This window comes from Halobaculum roseum (assembly GCF_019880245.1).
GTDB classification, from domain to species: Archaea; Halobacteriota; Halobacteria; order Halobacteriales; family Haloferacaceae; genus Halobaculum; species Halobaculum roseum.
Genome location: NZ_CP082286.1, coordinates 2,008,622 through 2,027,762 on the forward strand (window position 1 = coordinate 2,008,622; position 19,141 = coordinate 2,027,762).

Sequence of the window (19,141 nt, forward strand, 5' to 3'; positions counted from 1 at the left end):
GATGTCGGTTCTCGAATATTTGGCGAACGGGCTCGTGTTCAGCAGCATCGTCGTGTTGTCCAGCATCGGGCTCTCGCTGGTGTACTCGATCGCGAACTTCGCCAACTTCGCCCACGGCGACACGATGACCGTCGGCGCCTACACCGCGCTGGTGACGTTCGGCTTCGTGGGCTCGCTCGGGGCGGAGGTGCTCGGGCTGCCGCTGGGCTTCTTCCTCGCGCTGGTCGTCGGCGTCGCGGTCGCCGCCGTCGTCGCGGTGGTCACCCACAAGGTCGTCTACGAGCCGCTCGACGTCGGCTCGATCGGCCTGCTCATCACGTCCATCGGGGTCGCGTTCGTGTATCGCGCGATCGTCCAACTCGGCTTCGGAACCGGGTTCCTCGAGTTCCAGATCCCGCTGTTGCGACCGATCGAGGCGCTGATCCCGTTCGGGATCCGCATGACGTTACACGACGTGGCGATCGTCGCCAGCGCCGTCGTGCTGGTGGCCGGCCTCCACGCCCTGCTCCAGTACACTGATCTCGGTCGGAAGATGCGGGCGACGGCGGACAACCCCTCGCTCGCGCGGGTCTCGGGCATCCGGACCGACCGGATCGAGATCTGGACGTGGGTCATCGGTGCCGGGCTCGCGGGCGCCGGCGGCGTCTTCCTCGGCCTGTACAGCAACATCTCGCCCCGGATGGGGTTCAACATCCTCCTGGTCGTGTTCGCGGCCGTCATCCTCGGCGGGATCGGCTCCGTGTACGGCGCGATGGCCGGCGGCTTCCTCATCGGGATGATCAACCAACTGACGCCGATCCTCCCGCGACTCGGACAGGAGATCCCGTTCGTTCCCGAGAGCTTCGGCATCCCCATCGGCATCGAGTACGCGAACGCCATCGCGTTCCTGATCATGGTCGCCGTGCTGCTGGTGCGACCGTCCGGCATCGCCGGGGAGGACGCGGCGTGAGCGTCGCTGACGCCGCCCGCGGATGGTTCGCGGGGCTCACCCGCGCGGAACGGGGCGTCACCGGCTTCGTCGTCGTCCTGGCGGCGCTGCTGCTGTTCGGCCTCGTCACCGGCGGGCTCGCGCCGACGTACTTCCTGTACCTCGTCGGCCTGGTCGGGATGTACGTCCTGTTGTCGTTCGGGCTGAACGTGCAGTGGGGCTACACCGGACTGATCAACTTCTCGGTGGCGGCGTTCTTCGGCATCGGCGCGTACGGCACGGCGCTGCTCACCGCCGGCAACTCGCCGGTCGGGGCCGACGGATGGCGATTCAGCCTCGCCGGGGTGGAGCTGGTGTGGGTCTCCGGAGCGCGCCTCTACGGCCTCCTCCCGCTCACCGTTCTCGGCCTGCTGCTCGCGGTGGCACTCGCGGCGGCCGTCGCCGTCGCCATCGGGGTTCCGACGCTGCGGCTTCGCGCGGACTACCTCGCGATCGCCTCGCTCGGGCTCGCCGAGGTCGTCCGGCTGCTGTTCCTCAACCAGCGGGGCGTGACGAACGGCAGCGCCGGGCTGCGGGGGCTTCCCGGGTTCTTCGACGGCTGGCCGGTGCTGGGAACGCTTCCGCAGACGTTACCCGGGGTTCGCGTTCACGAACTGGCGGTCGGGCTCCCGGGGGTGTTCACGACGCGGCTCCTCGGGTTCACGCTCGGGGCGCCGTTCTGGCAGGCGCTGTTGAACGTCGCGCTCGTGCTCGCGATGGTCGCCGCGGTGTACGCGGTGTTGCGCCGCGTCCACCGCTCGCCGTGGGGGCGCGTGCTCGCGACGATCCGCTCGGACGAGGACCTCGCGGAGGCGCTGGGGAAGGACACCTACGCGTTCAAGATGCAGTCGTTCGTGCTCGGGAGCGTGATCATGGCGCTGGCGGGCGTGTTCTACGCGCACCTGAACCTCTTCGTCAGCCCGGGCGACCTGGCGCCGATCAACACGTTCTACGTGTGGATCGCGGTGATCCTCGGCGGCAGCGGCTCGAACCGCGGGGCGATCTTCGGCGGCTTCGTCGTCATCGCCATCCGCGAGGGGACCCGCTTCCTCGGGGAGGTGCTGCCGGCGTCGTTCCCGGTCGACCTGCCGCTCGTGACGAGCACGTACGCGACGGTCGTGAACAACTTCGCGTCGACGCGGCTGCTCGCGGTCGGCGTGCTCATCATCCTCGTGATGCGGTTCCGCCCGCAGGGGGTGCTTCCGCCGCAGCGGGAACTCATCTGGCCGTCGTCGGTCGCCGCCTCGGCGGGGCCCGGCGAGACGAACCCCCGCGAGACGATCGAGGGGGACGCCGCCGCTGGCGCACACGATGCCGACTCCGGTCCCGAGGGGGAACCGGACGAGCCCGCGGTCAGAAACGGGGGTGACACCGATGAGTGAGCGAGTCGAGGAGGAGCGATCGGCCGGGCTGTACGACGGCCCGAACCTCGACAAGGAGGACGCCGTGTTGCGCGTCGACGGCCTCCGGAAGGCGTTCGGCGGCCTCGTCGCCGTCGACGACGCCTCCTTCGCCGTCGAGCGGGGGAGCATCACGGGGCTCATCGGCCCGAACGGCGCCGGGAAGTCGACGATCTTCAACCTCGTCTCGGGCTTCTACGAGCCCGACGCGGGCACCGTCACGGTCAACGGGACCGACGTGACGAGCGCCGAGCCCCACGAGGTCGCCGACGAGGGACTCATCCGGACGTTCCAGACGCCCCGCAAGCTGGAGGGGATGACCGTCCGCGAGGCGATGCTCGTCGGCCCCCAGCGCCAGCCCGGCGAGTCGTTCGTGAAGCTGTTCACCAGCCCCGACGAGGTCGAGGCCGCGGAGACGCGCAACATCGAGGACGCCCAGCGGATGCTGGAGCGGTTCGAGATCGACCACCTCGCCACGCAGCCGGCGACCGACCTCTCGGGCGGCCAGCTGAAGCTGGTCGAGCTCGCGCGGGCGATGCTCGCCGAGCCCGAGGTTCTCCTGCTGGACGAGCCGGTCGCGGGGGTCAACCCGACGCTCGCGAACGCGCTCCGCGAGCACATCGCCCGCCTCAACGAGGAGGGCGTCACGCTGTGTATCATCGAACACGACATGGAGTTCATCATGAACCTCGCCGACCCGATCGTCGTCCTGGACCAGGGCAGCGTCCTCGTGGAGGGGACGCCCGAGGAAGTCAGAACCGACCAGCGCGTCGTCGACGCCTACCTCGGAGGGCCGGGCGAATGAGCGACCGCACGCCCCCGTCGGCGGCCGACGCCGGAGACTCCGGGGACGCCGGAGACGCCGCCGCCAACGCCGCGGCCGCCAACGACACCGCCGCCGGGGACGGCGTCCGCGAAGAGACTGCCGCCGACGAGCCCGTCCTCTCGGTGGAGCACGTCGACAGCGGCTACGGCGACGTGCAGGTGCTCGACGACCTCTCGATGTCGCTGTCCGACGGCGAGATCGCGTGTCTCATCGGCCCGAACGGCGCCGGGAAGTCGACGGTGCTGAAGACGGTGTTCGGGCTGTTGACGCCGTGGTCGGGACGGATCCGCTACCGCGGCGACGACATCGGCGGGCTGGCCCCCGAGGAGGTCGTCCGCGAGGGGATCGGCTACGTCCCCCAGACCGAGAACGTGTTCGGGAGCCTCACGATCGAGGAGAACCTCCGCATGGGCGGGGTCGCCCGCGACGACGACCTCGGGCCGGTGATCGACGAGCTGTACGACCGGTTCCCGATCCTCACCGAGAAGCGCGAGGCGAAGGCCCGGACGCTCTCGGGCGGCCAGCGGCAGGTGCTCGCGTTCGCCCGCGCGCTCGTGATGGAGCCGGACGTCCTGCTCATCGACGAGCCGTCGGCCGGGCTGGCGCCCAACACGGCCGACGAGGTGTTCGACGACGTGCTGGCGGTCAACGACCTCGGGACGGCGATCCTGATGGTCGAGCAGAACGCCCGCAAGGGGCTGTCCATCTCCGACTCGGGGTACGTCCTCGACCAGGGCGCCGTCGCGTACGCCGACGAGGCGGACGCGCTGCTCGACAACCCCGAGGTGTCGCGGCTGTACCTCGGCGGGTGATCTCCGCCGCGGCGTCGGCGTCGCCCGCCGTCGGGGGCGCCGCGTCGTCGGATCGCCGCGCCGTCCGGAGACGCGAGGCATCGAAACCCTTAGTGTACGAACCCGCCAAGCCGGGCGCATGAAGAAGCTCATCGTCCACGGCGACCCCGGGCTGCGCAAGGACGGGATCATCGACTACGACGGCGAGGAGATGCGCGTCTTCTCCATTCAGCGGCAGGGCGACTACCACGGTCCCGACGAGCCGCAGCTGTGGTGCACCATCGGCACCGACGACGAGCGCGAGGACTTCGAGCGGCGGACGTACGTCCCGCACTGGCTGGAGGTCGACACGATCGACGCCGAGGCCCTGGATGTCGTGAAGTCCGGCGGCGACCTCAACGTCTGAGCGCCCGACGACTTCGCCCCCGGTTTTCTCGCCGTCAGTTCTCTTCGTCCCGCAGCGACGACGCCGGCGGGAGCTCCGACTCCGTCACCCGGAACACCATCACCGACCCCGTCGACGCCTCCTCGACGGTCTCGACGCCGTCGATGGACGCGAAGTCGATCATCCCGCGGCCGTCGTAGCGCTCGCGCTCGGCGGGGCCGACCCACACGTAGCGCACGTCGTACTCGCGGAACGCCTCGACGGCGGCCGCCCGCGAGGTGTACGCGTCGTCGACCTGCCGCACCCGGGAGAAGTACGCCTCGGGGCCGCGATAGCCGACCTCGTGGTGCCAGCCGGCGACGGTCGGCAGGCCGGTGAGGCTCGCGGCGGGGTTCGCGTTCCAGGTGTACATCCCCGGCGAGTGGCCGTAGCGGCTGTTCGCGCCGGGGTACACGCCGGTCGCGGGCGCCGAGAGGATCGCGGGCTGGCCCTCGCGGGCGTCCAGCCAGTCGACGGGGCGCTCCTCGCTGGGGTGGAACGCGCCGACGAAGTGGGTGCCGTCGAGCGTCGGCTCGTCGGGATACCCCTCGTTCACGTGCGCCGGGACGGCGAAGGCGGCGTACATCCCCGTCGACACGAGCAGCGCGGCGACGAACACCGCCGCCGCCACGTCGCGCGTGCCCGAACTCGGCCACAGCGCCGAGGCGTCCGGGCGCGGCACGGCCTTCAGGAACCCCGCGAGGACGACGCCCGCGGCGGCGGCCCACAGCGGCCACACCTGCGCGTACGTCTTGAACACGGTGTTCATCCGGCCGGGGCCGGCCTGCTCCTTCAGGAAGACGAGTTCCACGATCAGCGCCAGCCCCGCCCCCCCGACGATCAGCACGGTCTCGAAGCCCGCGCGGTCGGTCCGCAGGGCGACCCACCCCGCGATCAGCAGGACGCCGAAGAGGCCGAGCGCGGGCAGCCCGACGGCCACGCCGGCGAGCGCCAGCGCGACGCCCCCGGCGATGACCGTGAGCGGACGCTCCCGGCCGACCGCCCCGAGCAGCCCCGCGAGAAACGTCGCCAGGAAGGCGCCGTGGACCACGAGCAGTTCGCCCAGCGACGAGCGCATCTCGACGGGGAGCACCGCGAGTTCGCGCTCGCTGCCGCCGCCGGCGACGGCCACGAGCAGGAACGGGGCCGCGACCGCGACCGCGAGCGCCCCCGCGGCGGCGACGACCGCGGCGGCGACGACGGGGCGGCCGAGTTCCGCCGGCAGTCGAGCCCCGGCGTCCTCGCCGAGGCGCGCGTCGAGGGGACGCCGAAGCGACGCGGGCAACAGCGTCCGCGGCGCCGCCGGCGCGGTCGCGACCGCCAGCCACGCGAGCCCGAACACGCTCGGGAAGCTCCAGGTATCGAGTACGACCTGAAAGCCGCCCACGAGCGGGACGGCGCCGAACAGCAGGAGTCGCCGGCGGCGGGCTTCCGATTCGGGCGTGCGATACAGCGCGAACGCGAGCGCCGCCCCCAGCAGCAGGAACGGGGTCATCGTCATGTGGGCGTGGAGGTCGCCGTTGAGCCACGCGAACAGCGGGAACTCGTTGATCGTGCCGGGGATGACCCGGCTGGCGGTCCAGTAGGAGAAGTCGCGGGCGATGACCTCCCCGGCGTCGAACCCGACGAGGCCGGCGACGGACTCTCGAAGGCCGGGGGGGAGCGCCCGGAGGGCCACCCACCCCGCCGTGTGGAGGTTCCCCGCGACGCCGACGAGGAACGCCCCGAGCAGGCCCGCGGTCCGGCGCGACCGGCCGCGGCTCGCGGCGACCGACCCCGCGAGGTCGTAGACGGCGGCGACGAGCATCCCGAAGAAGCCCGCGAGCGCGAGGTTGTAGCCGAACCGCGCCGGCGTCGCCATCAGCGTCGTGAACAGCGCCGCGAGGAGGTGGCCGCCGTAGTAGTACCGGACGGGCTCGCCGGCGAACCACATGTCCTCCGGCGGGAGCGCGCCCGCCCGCAGCAGCGACTTGAGGATGCCGTAATCCAGGAACTTCTCGCCGGCGATCGGGTCGACGGCGGGGTCGAACGCGCGGATCAGCACCACGAACAGGAACGCGACGGCGAACACCGCGGCCGTCTCGGCGACGACGGTTCGGTCGGGCAGCCGGTCGACCGCGTCGTCGTCGAACGCGACGCTCCCCTCGCGGAGTGCCCCGCGGTCGAGCAGCGAGACCCCCGCGAGCGCGAGCAGAACCACCAGCCCGACGCCGAGCGCGATCGGTCCGAAGGCGACGCGGCCGACCCAGAAGGCGACGAGCCCGAGCGTCAGCGCCGAGACGGGGAGGGCGAACCCCGCGCCCCGCGTCGCCGACCGCGGGAACAGTCGGGCCACGAGCGGGAGGCCGACGGCGCCGAGCGCGAGGAGGACCACGAGCCAGCGGACGACGAGACCGTACTCCATCGGTTCCCACGGGTCGCCGGCGGGGTAAGTTCCTTTCCCTCCGTCGCGGTGCCGTCGCGCGTGTGCCGGGACGATGCGTCGGTTTCACACCGTTTTTATCCCGCGACGGGGAAGCCACCGGTATGCAGCCGACCGTCGGCGTCGTCGTCCCCGCCTACCACCCGGACCCCGGTCGGCTCCGGACATACCTCCGCGCGATCCGCGAGACGATCGACCCCGACGAGCTCCGCGTCGAACTCGACCTTCCCGACGGTGCCGGGGGTGCGAGCGTCGACTCCGATGGCGCCGCCGACGCCGCCACCGATGCGGCGGTGCCCTTCGACCTCCCGGACGACGTGGACTGCCGCGTCGTCCGTCGCCGTCGCGGGAAGGGGGCGGCCGTCACCGCCGGCTTCGAGGCGCTCTCGACGGACGTGTACGCCTTCGCCGACGCCGACGGCGCGACGCCGGCGCCGTCGCTGGCGGACGTGATCGCCCCAGTCCGCGGCGGCGACGCGGACCTCGCGGCGGGGTCGCGGCGCCACCCGGACGCCGACGTGCGCTCCCACCAGACGTTCGCGCGGCGGTTCCTCGGCGACGGGTTCGCGTGGATCGCCCGCCGCCTGCTCGATGCGGAACTCTACGACTACCAGTGCGGCGCGAAGGCGATCACGGCGACGGCGTGGGAGCGCGCCCGCGACCACCTCTACGAGCCGGGGTTCGCGTGGGACATCGAGCTCGTCGCCGTCGCGGCGGCACTGGACTACCGGATCGTGGAGGTGCCGGTCACGTGGGAGGACCAACCGGGCTCGACCGTCTCGCCCGTGGGCGACACGCTGGACATGGGTCGCGGGCTGTTGGTGGCACGCCACCGCGCGCGTCTCATCCGGAACGACCGGCTCCACAGCCTGATCGACCGCGAGGAGGGCGTCGCGCTGATCGACCGACCCGACGACCGCGGCGCCGTGAGCGACGGGGGCGCCGCGCCGGGGCGACCCGACGACCGCGAGGGCGAGGGCACCGGCGGCTCCGCCGGCGACGACACCGCCGGCGAGGGGACCGAGTCGCGATGAACGAGGAGGGCGCGCTCGCGGCGCTGGCCTCGGGGACCCGGATCGGACAGTTCGTCTCCGTCGGCGTCGTCGGCTTCGCGTTCGACATCGCCACCTCGACGGCGCTGCGCGAACTCGGCGTCTTCCCCGAACTCGCCGCGTTCATCGGGATCGAGGTCGCGGTGGTCGTGATGTTCCTGCTCAACGACCGCGTGACGTTCGCCGACGAGGGACTCGGCGGGCTCGCCCCGACGCTCCGGCGACTGGCGAAGTCGAACGTCGTCCGAGCCGGCGGCATCGCGGTCCAACTGCTCGTGTTCACGGCGCTGTTCCGCGTGGTCGCGCTCCCGCTGTCGGTCGCCGGGATCGACCTCTGGTTCGTGGTCTCCCGGGCCGGCGGCATCGGCGTCGGGATGGTCGTCAACTACGTCGCCGAGAGCGTGTTCACTTGGCGCGTGCTGGAGTGACCGACGGCGCCGTCGCGTCGGGACGCGGCGACGGATCGTGGTGGAAACTCCCACACGGCGGCGGGATGTGAAACACAACCCTTACAAGTGCAGGTCGAATTGTATCCGGTAGCGGGATGGGATAGCCAGGAGATTCCGCCGGGCTCATAACCCGGAGATCGGTAGTTCAAATCTACCTCCCGCTATGTTTTCGTTGCACACCGCGAACGATGAACGGAGTGAATCGTGAGCCGTGTGGCGGACTTCGTCTCGGAGTAGATTTGAAGTAGACCGGACGTGCGCAGCGCTAGTGAGCACGTCCGGGCGTGGTTCAAATCTACCTCCCGCTATGTTTTCGCGGTCCGACACTTCCTCCTCCAGGGGCACGTGACACGGTGGGCCATCGGTCGATCGCACCGACGGAAACCTGACTGACACGATTTCCGACCAACCGACGTTGTTTTCACACACCTGCCGCAACCCGGTGCCATGACATGGGGTGACGAGGTCGTCTCGCTCGACGTCGACGCCGCGACGGCTGCGATTCGGAACGCGCTCGGCGACGGCTCCGACCTCCACGTCGCCGCGGCGTTCACGCCGGACGCGTACGAGATCGCCTACTGCGACGAGTTCACGCGGTCGTTCTACGCCGACGACGAGGAGATGGCGGGGCACTTCGACCGGATCCACCGCTACGCGGGGATCGACTTCTCGGAGATCGGGCTGTTCGTCGACGAACTGTTCCCCGTCGCCGGCGGCGTCGAGTACGTCGCGACCGGGATGGATCACCTCACGGTCGTTCGCGTGTACACCGACAGCGAGGGACTGTTGCTCACGCTCGATCCCGACGCCGACGTGACGGCGGCCGTCGAGGCGGTCCGCGACGCGATCGGTCCGGATCTGGGCGCGACGGGCGACGCGCTCTCGTCGTCGGACGGCTGAGGAGGTCGTTCGCCCGCTCCGGCCGACGGATCAGTTCCCGGTGAAGTCGATCCGGCTGTCGCCGCCGTCGCCCTCGTCGACGCCGCTGGGCCCGAGGTGCTCGAGGGCGTACTCCTCGTCATTGAGGTACACGCCGCCGTCGGCGACGGTCACGTCCACCGACTCCATCACCGAGCCCTCGCAGGGGCCGAAGTCGCAGACGCCGGTGTCGAGCTGGAACGTGGCGCCGTGTTTCTGACACCACACCTCGCCGTTCGTGACGCGGGCGCCGTCGCCCTTGTCGAGGCGCACGTCCGTCCAGTGCTGGCAGTAGTTGCGGTACGCGACGACCGTCCCGTCCGACAGGCGGGTACAGAACGCCTCCGCGAGTTCCCCGTCGCCGTCGCGGACGGTGAACAACAGCGTCTCGCCCTCGGGCACGTCGTCGGCGTCGGCGACGCGCGCGTCCTCGTCCATGCCCGCCGGGAGGACGGGCGGGCTTGTATGCCTCCCTATTCCGGCGCGTGGTCCGCGTCGCCGTCGCCGTCGATGTCGCCGCCGCCGTGGCCGTCGTTCTCGGCTCCGTCAACACCGGGGTCGTCGTCCGGTCCGTCGGCGTAGCATTCCGCCTCCACGCGTTCGTCGTACAGTCTCGACAGCAGCGTCGTCACCGGTCCACCTCCGATCTCGACGCCGTCGTACGTCCCGACCGGGCGGATCTCGCGGATCGAGGAGGCGATGAACGCCTCGTCGGCGCCGCGCACGTCGTCGGGGGTGTACGCGCCCTCCTCGATCGGGAACCCTTCCTCGCGGGCGATGTCGAGCACCTCCGCGCGGGTGACGCCTGGGAGTACCGGCCCGTCCAGCGAGGGGGTGCGGATCGCGTCGTCGTCGACGAAAAAGAGGTTCGCCGTCGCACACTCGGCGACGCGACCGTCGTCGTCGAGCATGACCGCCTCGTCGGCGCCGGTGACGCGCGTCTCGACGCGGGCGAGGACGTTGTTGAGGTAGTTGTGCGTCTTCGCGTCGCTCGGGATCGCCCGGTCGGACACCCGTCTGGTCTTCACCGTCTGGAGCGTCGCCGGGCCGTCCCAGACGGACTCGCCGCCGGCGTCCGGGCTGCCGCCCCGCGGAAGCGGCTTCACCAGGACGACGACCGTGGGATCCGTCTCGCCGGCCGCGGGCGGCGCGAACCCCGCGGTCTCCCCGCGCGTCACCGACAACCGGACGTACGCGTCCGCGAGGTCGTTCGCGCGGAGGGTGCCGCGCACTCGTGCTTGTAGGTCGAGCGCCGATAGCCCCATCTCGTCCGCCGGCATCCCGAGCGCGTCGAGACTGCCGAACAGGCGCTCGACGTGGGCGTCCCACCGCCAGAGCGTCCCGCCGTACGCCCGGACCGTCTCGAAGGCCGCGTCGCCGTACTGGAAGCCGCGGTCGGTCACCGACACCGACGCCTCGGTCGCGGGCACGAGGTCGCCGTCGACGTGGTAGACGAGGTCGTCGCCATCGTCGCCGTCGCCGTCATCGCCGGCTGTCGCGTCGGCGTCGTCGCTCATTCGATCCCACCTCGGTCGCAGATCCCGAGGAAGTTGCGGATCATCGCCTTCCCGTCGGGCGTGAGGATGCTCTCGGGATGGAACTGCACGCCGACGTGGGGCCGGTCCGCGTGGCGCACGCCCATCACCACCTCGCGCTCGTCGTCCGTCCAGGCGGTCTCGACCAGCGCCGGCGGGATCGCGTCGTGTTCGACGCACAGCGAGTGGTACCTGCCGACCTCGACGCGGTCGGGGAGGTCGCCGAACACGCCGCGGCCGTCGTGGCGCACGTCCGAGGGCTTCCCGTGGACGACCTCCGGCGCGAGCGTGACCGCGGCGCTGTTGGCGGCACACAGCGCCTGGTGACCCAGACAGACGCCCAGCGTCGGGTACGCGAGCTCACGGAACACCGGGATCGAAACGCCGGCCTCCTCGGGGGTTCCGGGGCCTGGGGAGACGACGATCCCGTCCGGGTCGAGGGCGCGAATGTCGCCGACGCCGACGCGGTCGTTGCGCCGGACGAGCACCTCGTCGGCCAGCTCGCCGACGTACTGGACGAGGTTGTACGCGAACGAGTCGTAGTTGTCGACGACGAGGACGCGGGTCACTCGTCCACCTCCGCGTCCCTTCCTGTCGCGTCCGCGCCATCGCCCTCGACCGCCATGTCCGCGTCGAGCGCGTCGTCCACGGATCTGACGAGCGCGCGGGCCTTCGCCAGCGTCTCCTCGTATTCGGCCTCGGGGTCGGAATCGTGGACGATGCCGGCGCCCACCCGGAGATGGTAGCGGTCGCCCGTACGTACGAGCGTCCGGATGACGATGTTGGCGACGAGGTGGCCGTCGAAGCCGGCGGCGAACATCGCCCCCGTGTACGGCCCGCGGCGGGTGCCTTCCAGGGCGTCGATGATCGCCATCGTCTTCGGCTTCGGCGCGCCGGTGATGGTGCCGCCGGGGAAGACCGCCGCGAGGGTGTCCGCCAGCGAGCGGTCGGCGCGCTCGGTCCCCTCGACGAGCGAGACGAGGTGCATCACCTCCGAGTAGCGGTCGACCCGGCGGTACTCCGGCACCGAGACGCTGCCGTACGCGCTGACCTTCCCGAGGTCGTTTCGCTCCAGGTCGACCAGCATCGCGTGTTCCGCGCGCTCCTTCTCGTCGCCCGTGAGTTCGCCCTCCAGCGCGTCGTCTGTCTCCGGGTTGTCGCCGCGGGGTCGGGTGCCGGCGATGGGCTCCGTTTCGAGTCGAGCGCCCCCGGCACCCTCGTCGTCACCGCTGTCTCCGACAGGGTCGTCGTCGGCCGGCTCACGGCGGAGGAGGAGTTCGGGGCTGGCGCTCACGAGGTCGACGCCGGGGAACTCGACCAGCCCGGAGTACGGCGCGGGGTTGCGCGCCCGCAGCGCCGCGTAGGCGGTGACGGGGTGGACCGCCGCCGGCGCCGCCAGGCGCTGGCTCACGTTCGCCTGGAAGGTGTCGCCCGCGCGGATCGACTCCCTCACGCGGCGGACGCGGTCGGCGTACGCCGCGCGACCGCAGTCGCTCTCGAAGGTCGCCGACGCCGATGCCGGCGCGGCGTCGTCGCAGTCGGGCGGCCCGGACTCGTCGCCGTCGGGGGCCGGGGCACCGTCGTCGCCGGTGGCGGGCGCGGGGCCGACCTCTGGGTCGCCGTCGCGTATCCGGTCGATCAGGTCGCCGCCGGCGGCGACGCCGGCGTCGTAGGCCGCGTCGGCGTCCGGATGGTCCGCGAGCTGGGGACACGACGTGATCCGGAGGGTGGTCTCGCCGTCGGGCCGTGGTTCCTCCCACGACGCGAGAGTCGGGTACACCGCCGCCTGAAGCCGGGGCAGGCCGCGGTCGTCGACCGCGCCGTCCTCGGGGAACGACTCCAACTCGCGGGCGACGTCGTACGAGAGCCAGCCGAAGGCGCCGCACGGGTACGGCACGTCGCAGTCGCCGCGGACGAGCCTCCCGGCGTCGAGCAGCCCCGAGAGCGCCGACAGCGTCGGCGACGGGGCGGCGTAGTCGCCGTGGCCCGGGTGGTCGGGGTCGCGGACGACCGCCTCGGGACCGACCGTCAGCGTCTCCGCGGGGTCGACGCCGAAGTGTCCCCAACCGGATTGGCCGCCGGTCGTCTCGTAGAATATCCCGGGCCGGCCGCCGCGTCGGGCGCGGCGGTAGGCGTCGAAGGGGTCCTCGACCGCGACCCGCCCCTCGACGGGGATCCGGGCGTCCGGCGGGGCGTCGGCCGCGAGCCGTCGGAACCGCTCGCGGTCCGTGACCGTCTCCATGGGTGGCCGTGTCGCGGCAGCGAAAAAGCGGGTTCGGTTCGGGCCGGCGCTATCGCCGGGGTGCGCGCAGGTCGCTACGCCTCGAACTCGGCCGCGCGGTCGATCCAGCGCCCGACGCGCTTCTCGGAGACGCTGGTCCGGTCCGCGACCGCCTCGGCGTCGGCGGCCGCCAGGTCCGCCACCGTCTCGATCCCGATCTCTTCGAGGCGTTCAGCGTACGCGGGACCGATCCCCTTGACCTGGTCGACCGGAACGTCGGCGGTATCGGTGTCGGTCGCTTCGTCGTCGGCGTCGGTCGCTTCGTCGCCGGCGTCGGTCGCTTCGTCGTCGTCGTCGGGCTCGATCTCGTCCACGTCGGTCGTAACGTCCTCGGATTCGGGGCCGGCGGCCTCGGCGGGCTCGGCCTTCGCGGCCGCCTCGTCCGTGGCCTCCGCCTCGTCGACCAGCGAGTCCGTGGAGGCGGCGGCGTCGGTGTCCGTGGCGACGGGTTCGTCGTCGTCCTCGGCCGTCTCGTCCGCCTCCGCGACGTCGTCGTCATCCTCGTCGACTTCCTCGCCGGCGTCCTCGTCGACCTCCTCGTCGACCGACTCCGTGCCGGGGCTCGCGGCGGCCTCGGCGGGCTCGGCGGCGCCCTCGTCGTCGGCGTCGACGGTCGATCCGGTCGAGGCGGCGGCGTCGGTGCCGGCGGCGGCCGCGTCCTCGTCGTCGGCTTCACCGTCGTCGACGCCCCCAGCGTCGTCCTCGTCGGTCCCCTTGACGGCGTCCTCGGTCGTCGTCTCCGGCTCCGGCTCGTCGCGCTCGCGCTCAACCGTCACCGACGTCTCGGTCGTTCGACCGCCCGACTGATCGCCGCCGATGCCAAGCAGTCGTTTGATCTGCTGAAGGAGTCCCATTTGGCGAACCCACGCCGTCCCTTTTTAAAAATCCAGCGCAGATCGGCGGGAAAACACCGGGGAGGAGCGGTGACGACCCGGTGTCACACGCCCGGTGGGAGGGCTACTCCAGTCCCGTCCGGAGCGCCTCGTTCATCGCGTCGACCGGCGCGTCCTCGCCGGTCCAGCGCTCGAACGCCTCGACGCCCTGGTACAGCAGCATCCACGCGCCGTCGACCGTCGTCGCCCCGGCCTCGCCCGCCTCCCGCAGCAGGCGCGTCTCCAGCGGGGCGTACACCGCATCGAGCACGGCTAGCCCGTCGTGCAGGTACGCCGCGGGAACGGGCGTCTCGTCGGTCTCCATCCCGACGGTCGTCGCGTTCACCAGCAGGTCCGCGTCCGGAACGCGCTCGGCCAACGAGTCGAGTCCGCCCGCGGAGACGGCCGTCGGCGTGTCCGGGTCGTCCGCAAGCGCCGAGCGAACCTCCACAGCGAGCGACTCCGCGCGCCTGGCGGTGCGGTTGGCGATATGGAGCGACGCCGCTCCCTCGGCGAGGGCGAACGCGGCCGCCCGTCCGGCGCCGCCGGCCCCGACGACGACGGCGGAGGCGCCGTCGCGCTCGACGCCGTGGTGGTCGAACGCCCGGCGGACGCCGGCCACGTCGGTGTTGTACCCCCGCGGCGGGTCGCTCCGGAAGTCGACCGTGTTCACCGCGCCGACCTCGGCCGCGAGGTCGTCCGGCTCGACCGCGTCCAGTACGTCCCGCTTGAACGGCACCGTCACGTTCAGCCCCGCGACACCGAGCGTCGCCGCGGCCTCGACGGCGGCGGCGCCGTCGTCGGCGTCCGGCTCGAAGGTGACGTAGCGGGCGTCCATCCCGAGCGCGTCGTATGCGGCCTCGTGCATCGGCGGCGACAGCGAGTGCCCGACCGGGTTCCCGATGAGTCCGTACACGTCCATACCGACCCCTCCCGGAGCGGCCGGAAAAGCGTCCCGACGGCGGGACGACGCGGGGGCGCCACGGAGCCGTCTCCGGGACTCAGTTGTGATATGCGGGGCACCGGTGTTCAAGTGAGGTACGTCGAACTGCCAGCACGATGGTGTTACAGCTCGCTGAGGTACTCTTGACCGAACACGGTCTCTTTCTGCTCTTGGGGGTGGTGCTGTTGTATCTGGGCGCGGAGGTGCTCGTGAAGGGGGCGGCCGGGCTCGCGCTCGGGGTCGGCCTCCACGCCGCGCTCGTCGGGGTCACGGTGGTGGCGTTCGCCACCACGGCGCCGGAGCTGTTCATCGGCGTGATCTCCGGGGTCGAGGGCGACGCACAGCTCGGACTCGGCGCGATCGTCGGGTCGAACATCGCCAACATCGGGCTCGTGCTCGGCGTCTCGGCGCTGATCCGGCCCCTGTCGGTGTCGCGCGAGGTCGTCCGCAAGCACGTCCCGTTCATGGCGCTTGCGGCGGTGCTCGTGGTCCTCTTCGGGCTGGACGGCACGATCGGCCGCCTCGAGGGCGGCGTGTTCCTCCTCGTGCTCGCGGCGTTCACGGTCGTTCTCTACCGCGGGGCGGTCGCCGAGGACGCCGGCGTCGACGAGTCCGGCGCGGTCGCCGACGGCGGGGCCGTCGTCGAGGAGATGCCCGACGTGGACCCCGGAGGACTCTCGATCCGCCACGTCGTGTACCTGGTGGTCGGGCTCGCGCTGCTGTTCTTCGGCTCCCGGTGGCTCATCGACAGCGGCCGGTCGATGCTGTACCAACTGGGGTTCACCCAGCGACTCATCGGGCTGACGGTGCTGGCGTTCGGGACCTCGCTGCCGGAGTTCGCCGCGAGCGTCGTCGCCGCCGTCCGCGGCGAGGCCGACTTCTCGGTCGGCAACGTCGTCGGCTCGAACATCTACAACGTGCTCGCCGTCCTGGGGCTGCTCGCGGTCATCGTCCCGGTGTTCGTCTCCTCGGGCGTCTCCTCGTTCGACTTCCCGGCGCTCATCGCCTTCACCGTCGCCGCGGTCGTCGTGATGCTGCGCGGCGGCGAGGTCGGTCGCCTCGACGGCGCCGTGCTGTTGGGCGGGTATCTCGTGTTCTTCTACCTGCTGATTCCCTGACGGTGTCGCCTTCGGCGGGGCCGGAGCCGTCGCGGGTGCCGATCTCCCGTCGCCGGCGACGATTCCGCTCGCCCCGATCGCGGTGAAACGCAAGAGTAAGGGGTAGCCCCCGGCTCCGTGGCGGTAATGAGTTCACGCCTTCGGAGCCCGCTCATCGCGCTGTTCGGTGGGCTGGCGTTGACCCTCCCGTGGATCGTCTCGTGGGCGACCGGGCGAGCCGCGGCGTTCTCGACGCTCGGAACGGTCGCCGTGAGCGGCGTCGCGGTGCTGGGCGCGTCGTTCCTGCTCGCGTGGGGCGCGGAGACCGCGGAGAAGGACGTGCCGCGCGCGTTCGCGATCGCCGTGCTCGCCGTGCTGGCGGTCGCGCCCGAGTACGCCGTCGACGCGCTGTACGCCTGGCAGGCGGGCCAGGGCGACGCGCAGGCGGCGAACCTCGCGGTCGCGAACATGACCGGCGCGAACCGGATCCTCATCGGCATCGGCTGGTCCGGCATCGCGCTGTTCTCCATCTATCAGGCGTACACCCGCGGCGACGACCCCAACGTCGTCACGACCGACCGGGCGTTCGGCGACTACGTCTCGCTCGACCGCGACATCGCCCTCGAGATCGCGTTCCTGTTCGCCGCGACCGTCTACGCGTTCACCGTGCCGCTGGGCGGCGGCATCGGCGGGATCGACACGCTGGTGCTCGTCGGGCTGTACGCCGCGTACATCCTCGTCGTCATCCGCGGCGACGTGGAGGAGATCGAAGACCAGGTCGGCGTCCCGGCGTACCTCCAGTCGAAGCCGTTCCCCGTCCGCGCGACCGCCGTCCTCGGGCTGTTCGGCTACTCCGGACTGCTGATCTTCACCGCCGTCGAGCCGTTCGCCCACGGGCTGGAGGGGCTCGGCCTCCAGTACGGGATCCCCGAGTTCTTCATGATCCAGTGGATCGCGCCGTTGGCCTCCGAGAGCCCGGAGCTCATCGTCACCGCGTACCTCGTCAACAAGGCGCGCGCGACGGCGGCGTTCAACGCGCTCATCTCCTCGAAGCTGAACCAGTGGACGCTGCTCATCGGGACGCTCGCGGTCGTGTACAGCATCTCGCTGGGACAGTACGGCGTGCTCATGTTCGACGGGAAGCAGGCCGCCGAGATCTGGATCACCGCCGCACAGAGCTTCTTCGCGCTCGCCATCCTGATCAACTTCCGGATCTCGGTGGGCGAGGCGCTCGTGTTGCTCGCGCTGTTCCTCTCGCAGGTGTTGATCGAGTTCTACTTCATCCGGACGATGACCGAGGCGGCGGCGGAGGCCAACTCGATCCTCCTCCTGCAGGCGTACACCGTCCTCTACATCGTGCTCACGATCGGACTCCTCGCGACCCGCCGCGACGAGATCCGCGACGTCGCGTCGCTCACGGGAACGACCATCCGCGACGCGGTCGGCCGGGACGCGGAACAGCCGGCCGACTGACCGGCGTCGGGAACTGATCGCCCACGTTCCTGTTCCCGTCCGAAACCGACGCGTATTCGGCCGCCGGGCCGCTACGCCCGGTCAGTGATCGGCATCGTCGTCTCCCGAGCGGACCGCGCCTCGACCCACATCGCCGAGCGGCTGCTCGCGCGCGCAGAGTGGACCGAACGGACGGACCCCGCCCGCGACGACGCCGACGGCGGCGGCACGTTCCACACGCTCGACGCCGACGCAGTCGCCGCCGACGCGGTCGGCCGACGCGACGAACACTCCGCCGGCGACGTGCCCACACGGTTCGAACTCCGAAGCTTCGACGACCTCCACATCCGCCTCGACGACCCGACGCCCGCCTTCTCCGAGCCCCCGGAGTACCTCGTGTTCGTCTCGCGGCACTCCGGCGACACCGGTCCGCTGCTCACGTGCCACTTCACGGGCAACTTCGGGGACGCGGAGTACGGCGGCGAGCCGGGATCGTTCGCGCCCGCCTGCCCGGGCGTCCAGCGGGGACTCGTCGCCGGGTTCGACGAGCACGCGCCCGAGGGGTACGGCGTCGCCATCGAGGGGACCCACCACGGCCCCACGGACCTCGCGACGCCCGCGGTGTTCGCGGAACTCGGCAGCGACGACGAGCAGTGGGACGACCCGGATGGCGCCGACGCCGTCGCCCGGGCGGTGCTGGAACTCCCAACTCGGGGCGCGAGCATCGCCGTCGGCGACCCCGACCGCCCGCGCCACGTCGTCGGCTTCGGCGGCGGCCACTACGCCCCGAAATTCGAACGGGTGATCCGCGAGACAGCGTGGGGCGTGGGACACATCGCCTCCGACTGGCAATTGGAGGAACTGGGTCACCCCGAGGAACACGGCGACGTGCTCGACGCGGCGATCCGCGCCAGCGACGCCGCGTTCGCGCTCGTCGAGGGCGATCGCCCCGTCCTCCGCGAGTCGCTCGCCGACCGGGACGTGCGGGTCGTGAGCGAGACGTGGCTCCGCGCGGTCGACGACCGCCCGCTCGACCTCGTCGCGTCGCTCGAGGCCGACCTCCGCCCGGTCGACGACGGGCTCCGGTTCGGCGACCGCGTCGGCGACATCGAAGTTGAGGGCGCCGACTTCGCCGACCCCGGCGACGCCTACCGCGTCGTCGATCTCCCCGCCGACCTGCTCGCGGAGGCGCAGGGTATCGACGCCGACGCGGCCCGCGCGGCCGTCGAGCGCCACGCCGTCGCATTCGAGACCGAGCAGGCCGGGACGCGCGCGGCCGGGCGGGTCGCGCTCCCCGCCGACCGCGGAACAGGCGAGGTCGACGCCGCGGATCCCTCGGACCCCGCGGACGCCGACGACGGCGCCGCCGATGTCGCCGCCGACCCGTACGACGCGCTCGTCGACGACCTCGCGGCCGTGCTCGCCGAGAAGTACGACGAGGTCACGCGCGAGGACGGCGCGGTCGTCGCCCGCGTCGAGTCGTTCGACCCCGAGCGGGCGGCGACGCTCGGGATCCCCGAGGGGCCCAAGTTCGGCGCGCTCTCGGCCGGCGAGCCGGTCGAGGTCGACGGCGAGACGATCCGTCCGGAGACGGTCGCTCGCGAGCGCGAGGAAGTGTTTTCTGTCTGACTGGAAGGTGCCCTGCGACCGGTCGGACGGTGATCGGTCGGTCTTCGGAGGGGCCGATGTCGGCGCAGTCTCCGCCTTCCGGG

Annotated in this window: 18 protein-coding genes and 1 tRNA gene; 12 read left to right on the forward strand and 7 right to left on the reverse strand. The window is 71.6% G+C overall.

The features are described 5' to 3' along the window. Position 1 precedes the first annotated feature (1 nt). From K6T36_RS10160 to K6T36_RS10180, 5 genes are all read left to right on the forward strand, one after another. A complete protein-coding gene (locus K6T36_RS10160; protein ID WP_222921180.1) occupies positions 2-949 on the forward strand; it encodes a branched-chain amino acid ABC transporter permease in 948 nt (315 codons plus the stop codon). Continuing rightward, complete coding sequence (locus K6T36_RS10165; RefSeq protein ID WP_222921181.1) at positions 946-2,349, forward strand: branched-chain amino acid ABC transporter permease; 1,404 nt, start codon at positions 946-948, stop codon at positions 2,347-2,349. Before K6T36_RS10160 ends, K6T36_RS10165 begins: the two co-directional genes overlap by 4 nt. Beyond that, complete coding sequence (locus K6T36_RS10170) at positions 2,342-3,172, forward strand: ABC transporter ATP-binding protein (protein ID WP_222921182.1); 831 nt, start codon at positions 2,342-2,344, stop codon at positions 3,170-3,172. The genes K6T36_RS10165 and K6T36_RS10170 overlap by 8 nt, the downstream gene beginning before the upstream one ends. Beyond that, entirely contained in the window at positions 3,169-4,005 is an 837-nt protein-coding gene (locus tag K6T36_RS10175; protein WP_222921183.1) for an ABC transporter ATP-binding protein, read from the forward strand. Before K6T36_RS10170 ends, K6T36_RS10175 begins: the two co-directional genes overlap by 4 nt. A gap of 118 nt (positions 4,006-4,123) precedes the next feature. Next, a complete protein-coding gene (locus K6T36_RS10180; RefSeq protein ID WP_222921184.1) occupies positions 4,124-4,390 on the forward strand; it encodes an HAH_0734 family protein in 267 nt (88 codons plus the stop codon). Between the two features lie 34 nt (positions 4,391-4,424). Here the strand turns inward: K6T36_RS10180 and K6T36_RS10185 are convergent, their stop codons facing one another. Continuing rightward, positions 4,425-6,812, reverse strand: coding sequence for a DUF2298 domain-containing protein (locus K6T36_RS10185; RefSeq protein WP_222921185.1), 2,388 nt, complete (start codon positions 6,810-6,812; stop codon positions 4,425-4,427). A gap of 122 nt (positions 6,813-6,934) precedes the next feature. On the opposite strand from K6T36_RS10185, the gene K6T36_RS10190 reads away from it, so the two are divergent. The 4 genes from K6T36_RS10190 to K6T36_RS10205 all read left to right on the forward strand — a co-directional run bounded on the left by K6T36_RS10190 (position 6,935) and on the right by K6T36_RS10205 (position 9,231). Then, entirely contained in the window at positions 6,935-7,864 is a 930-nt protein-coding gene (locus K6T36_RS10190; protein WP_222921186.1) for a glycosyltransferase, read from the forward strand. Further along, on the forward strand, positions 7,861-8,310 hold the full coding sequence (locus K6T36_RS10195) for a GtrA family protein (protein ID WP_222921187.1): 450 nt from the start codon (positions 7,861-7,863) through the stop codon (positions 8,308-8,310). Before K6T36_RS10190 ends, K6T36_RS10195 begins: the two co-directional genes overlap by 4 nt. Before the next feature lie 110 nt (positions 8,311-8,420). Beyond that, positions 8,421-8,495, forward strand: a tRNA-Met gene (locus K6T36_RS10200). Positions 8,496-8,778: 283 nt separating this feature from the next. Then, positions 8,779-9,231, forward strand: a complete 453-nt coding sequence (locus tag K6T36_RS10205) for a hypothetical protein (RefSeq protein ID WP_222921188.1) — start codon at positions 8,779-8,781, stop codon at positions 9,229-9,231. Between the two features lie 30 nt (positions 9,232-9,261). On the opposite strand, the gene K6T36_RS10210 is transcribed toward K6T36_RS10205, so the two are convergent. The 6 genes from K6T36_RS10210 to K6T36_RS10235 all read right to left on the reverse strand — a co-directional run bounded on the left by K6T36_RS10210 (position 9,262) and on the right by K6T36_RS10235 (position 14,859). Further along, on the reverse strand, positions 9,262-9,687 hold the full coding sequence (locus tag K6T36_RS10210) for a Rieske (2Fe-2S) protein (RefSeq protein ID WP_222921189.1): 426 nt from the start codon (positions 9,685-9,687) through the stop codon (positions 9,262-9,264). A gap of 35 nt (positions 9,688-9,722) precedes the next feature. Continuing rightward, a complete protein-coding gene (locus K6T36_RS10215; protein ID WP_222921190.1) occupies positions 9,723-10,766 on the reverse strand; it encodes an aminotransferase class IV in 1,044 nt (347 codons plus the stop codon). Then, positions 10,763-11,353: an anthranilate synthase component II gene (locus tag K6T36_RS10220; protein ID WP_222921191.1), complete on the reverse strand. Its 591-nt coding sequence runs from the start codon at positions 11,351-11,353 to the stop codon at positions 10,763-10,765. Before K6T36_RS10220 ends, K6T36_RS10215 begins: the two co-directional genes overlap by 4 nt. Beyond that, positions 11,350-13,026 (reverse strand): anthranilate synthase component I family protein, encoded by a 1,677-nt coding sequence (locus K6T36_RS10225; protein WP_222921192.1) that lies wholly within the window; start codon positions 13,024-13,026, stop codon positions 11,350-11,352. Before K6T36_RS10225 ends, K6T36_RS10220 begins: the two co-directional genes overlap by 4 nt. 74 nt (positions 13,027-13,100) lie before the next feature. Beyond that, entirely contained in the window at positions 13,101-13,919 is an 819-nt protein-coding gene (locus K6T36_RS10230) for a helix-hairpin-helix domain-containing protein (RefSeq protein ID WP_222921193.1), read from the reverse strand. A gap of 103 nt (positions 13,920-14,022) precedes the next feature. After that, a complete protein-coding gene (locus K6T36_RS10235) occupies positions 14,023-14,859 on the reverse strand; it encodes a shikimate dehydrogenase (RefSeq protein WP_222921194.1) in 837 nt (278 codons plus the stop codon). 137 nt (positions 14,860-14,996) lie between these two features. On the opposite strand from K6T36_RS10235, the gene K6T36_RS10240 reads away from it, so the two are divergent. The 3 genes from K6T36_RS10240 (at position 14,997) to K6T36_RS10250 (ending at position 19,058) form a co-directional block, all read left to right on the forward strand. Further along, positions 14,997-15,998, forward strand: a complete 1,002-nt coding sequence (locus K6T36_RS10240; RefSeq protein ID WP_222921195.1) for a calcium/sodium antiporter — start codon at positions 14,997-14,999, stop codon at positions 15,996-15,998. 126 nt (positions 15,999-16,124) lie between these two features. Continuing rightward, complete coding sequence (locus tag K6T36_RS10245) at positions 16,125-17,450, forward strand: sodium:calcium antiporter (RefSeq protein WP_222921196.1); 1,326 nt, start codon at positions 16,125-16,127, stop codon at positions 17,448-17,450. 84 nt (positions 17,451-17,534) lie between these two features. Then, complete coding sequence (locus K6T36_RS10250) at positions 17,535-19,058, forward strand: D-aminoacyl-tRNA deacylase (RefSeq protein WP_222921197.1); 1,524 nt, start codon at positions 17,535-17,537, stop codon at positions 19,056-19,058. Positions 19,059-19,141: the final 83 nt, after the last annotated feature.

Coding starts and splice junctions, on each gene's coding strand:
- K6T36_RS10160 (WP_222921180.1), top strand. CDS start 2: ATGTCGGTTCTCGAATATTTGGCGAACGGGCTCGTGTTCAGCAGCATC.
- K6T36_RS10170 (WP_222921182.1), top strand. CDS start 2,342: ATGAGTGAGCGAGTCGAGGAGGAGCGATCGGCCGGGCTGTACGACGGC.
- K6T36_RS10175 (WP_222921183.1), top strand. CDS start 3,169: ATGAGCGACCGCACGCCCCCGTCGGCGGCCGACGCCGGAGACTCCGGG.
- K6T36_RS10180 (WP_222921184.1), top strand. CDS start 4,124: ATGAAGAAGCTCATCGTCCACGGCGACCCCGGGCTGCGCAAGGACGGG.
- K6T36_RS10185 (WP_222921185.1), bottom strand. CDS start 6,812: ATGGAGTACGGTCTCGTCGTCCGCTGGCTCGTGGTCCTCCTCGCGCTC.
- K6T36_RS10190 (WP_222921186.1), top strand. CDS start 6,935: ATGCAGCCGACCGTCGGCGTCGTCGTCCCCGCCTACCACCCGGACCCC.
- K6T36_RS10195 (WP_222921187.1), top strand. CDS start 7,861: ATGAACGAGGAGGGCGCGCTCGCGGCGCTGGCCTCGGGGACCCGGATC.
- K6T36_RS10205 (WP_222921188.1), top strand. CDS start 8,779: ATGACATGGGGTGACGAGGTCGTCTCGCTCGACGTCGACGCCGCGACG.
- K6T36_RS10210 (WP_222921189.1), bottom strand. CDS start 9,687: ATGGACGAGGACGCGCGCGTCGCCGACGCCGACGACGTGCCCGAGGGC.
- K6T36_RS10215 (WP_222921190.1), bottom strand. CDS start 10,766: ATGAGCGACGACGCCGACGCGACAGCCGGCGATGACGGCGACGGCGAC.
- K6T36_RS10225 (WP_222921192.1), bottom strand. CDS start 13,026: ATGGAGACGGTCACGGACCGCGAGCGGTTCCGACGGCTCGCGGCCGAC.
- K6T36_RS10230 (WP_222921193.1), bottom strand. CDS start 13,919: ATGGGACTCCTTCAGCAGATCAAACGACTGCTTGGCATCGGCGGCGAT.
- K6T36_RS10235 (WP_222921194.1), bottom strand. CDS start 14,859: ATGGACGTGTACGGACTCATCGGGAACCCGGTCGGGCACTCGCTGTCG.
- K6T36_RS10240 (WP_222921195.1), top strand. CDS start 14,997: ATGGTGTTACAGCTCGCTGAGGTACTCTTGACCGAACACGGTCTCTTT.
- K6T36_RS10245 (WP_222921196.1), top strand. CDS start 16,125: ATGAGTTCACGCCTTCGGAGCCCGCTCATCGCGCTGTTCGGTGGGCTG.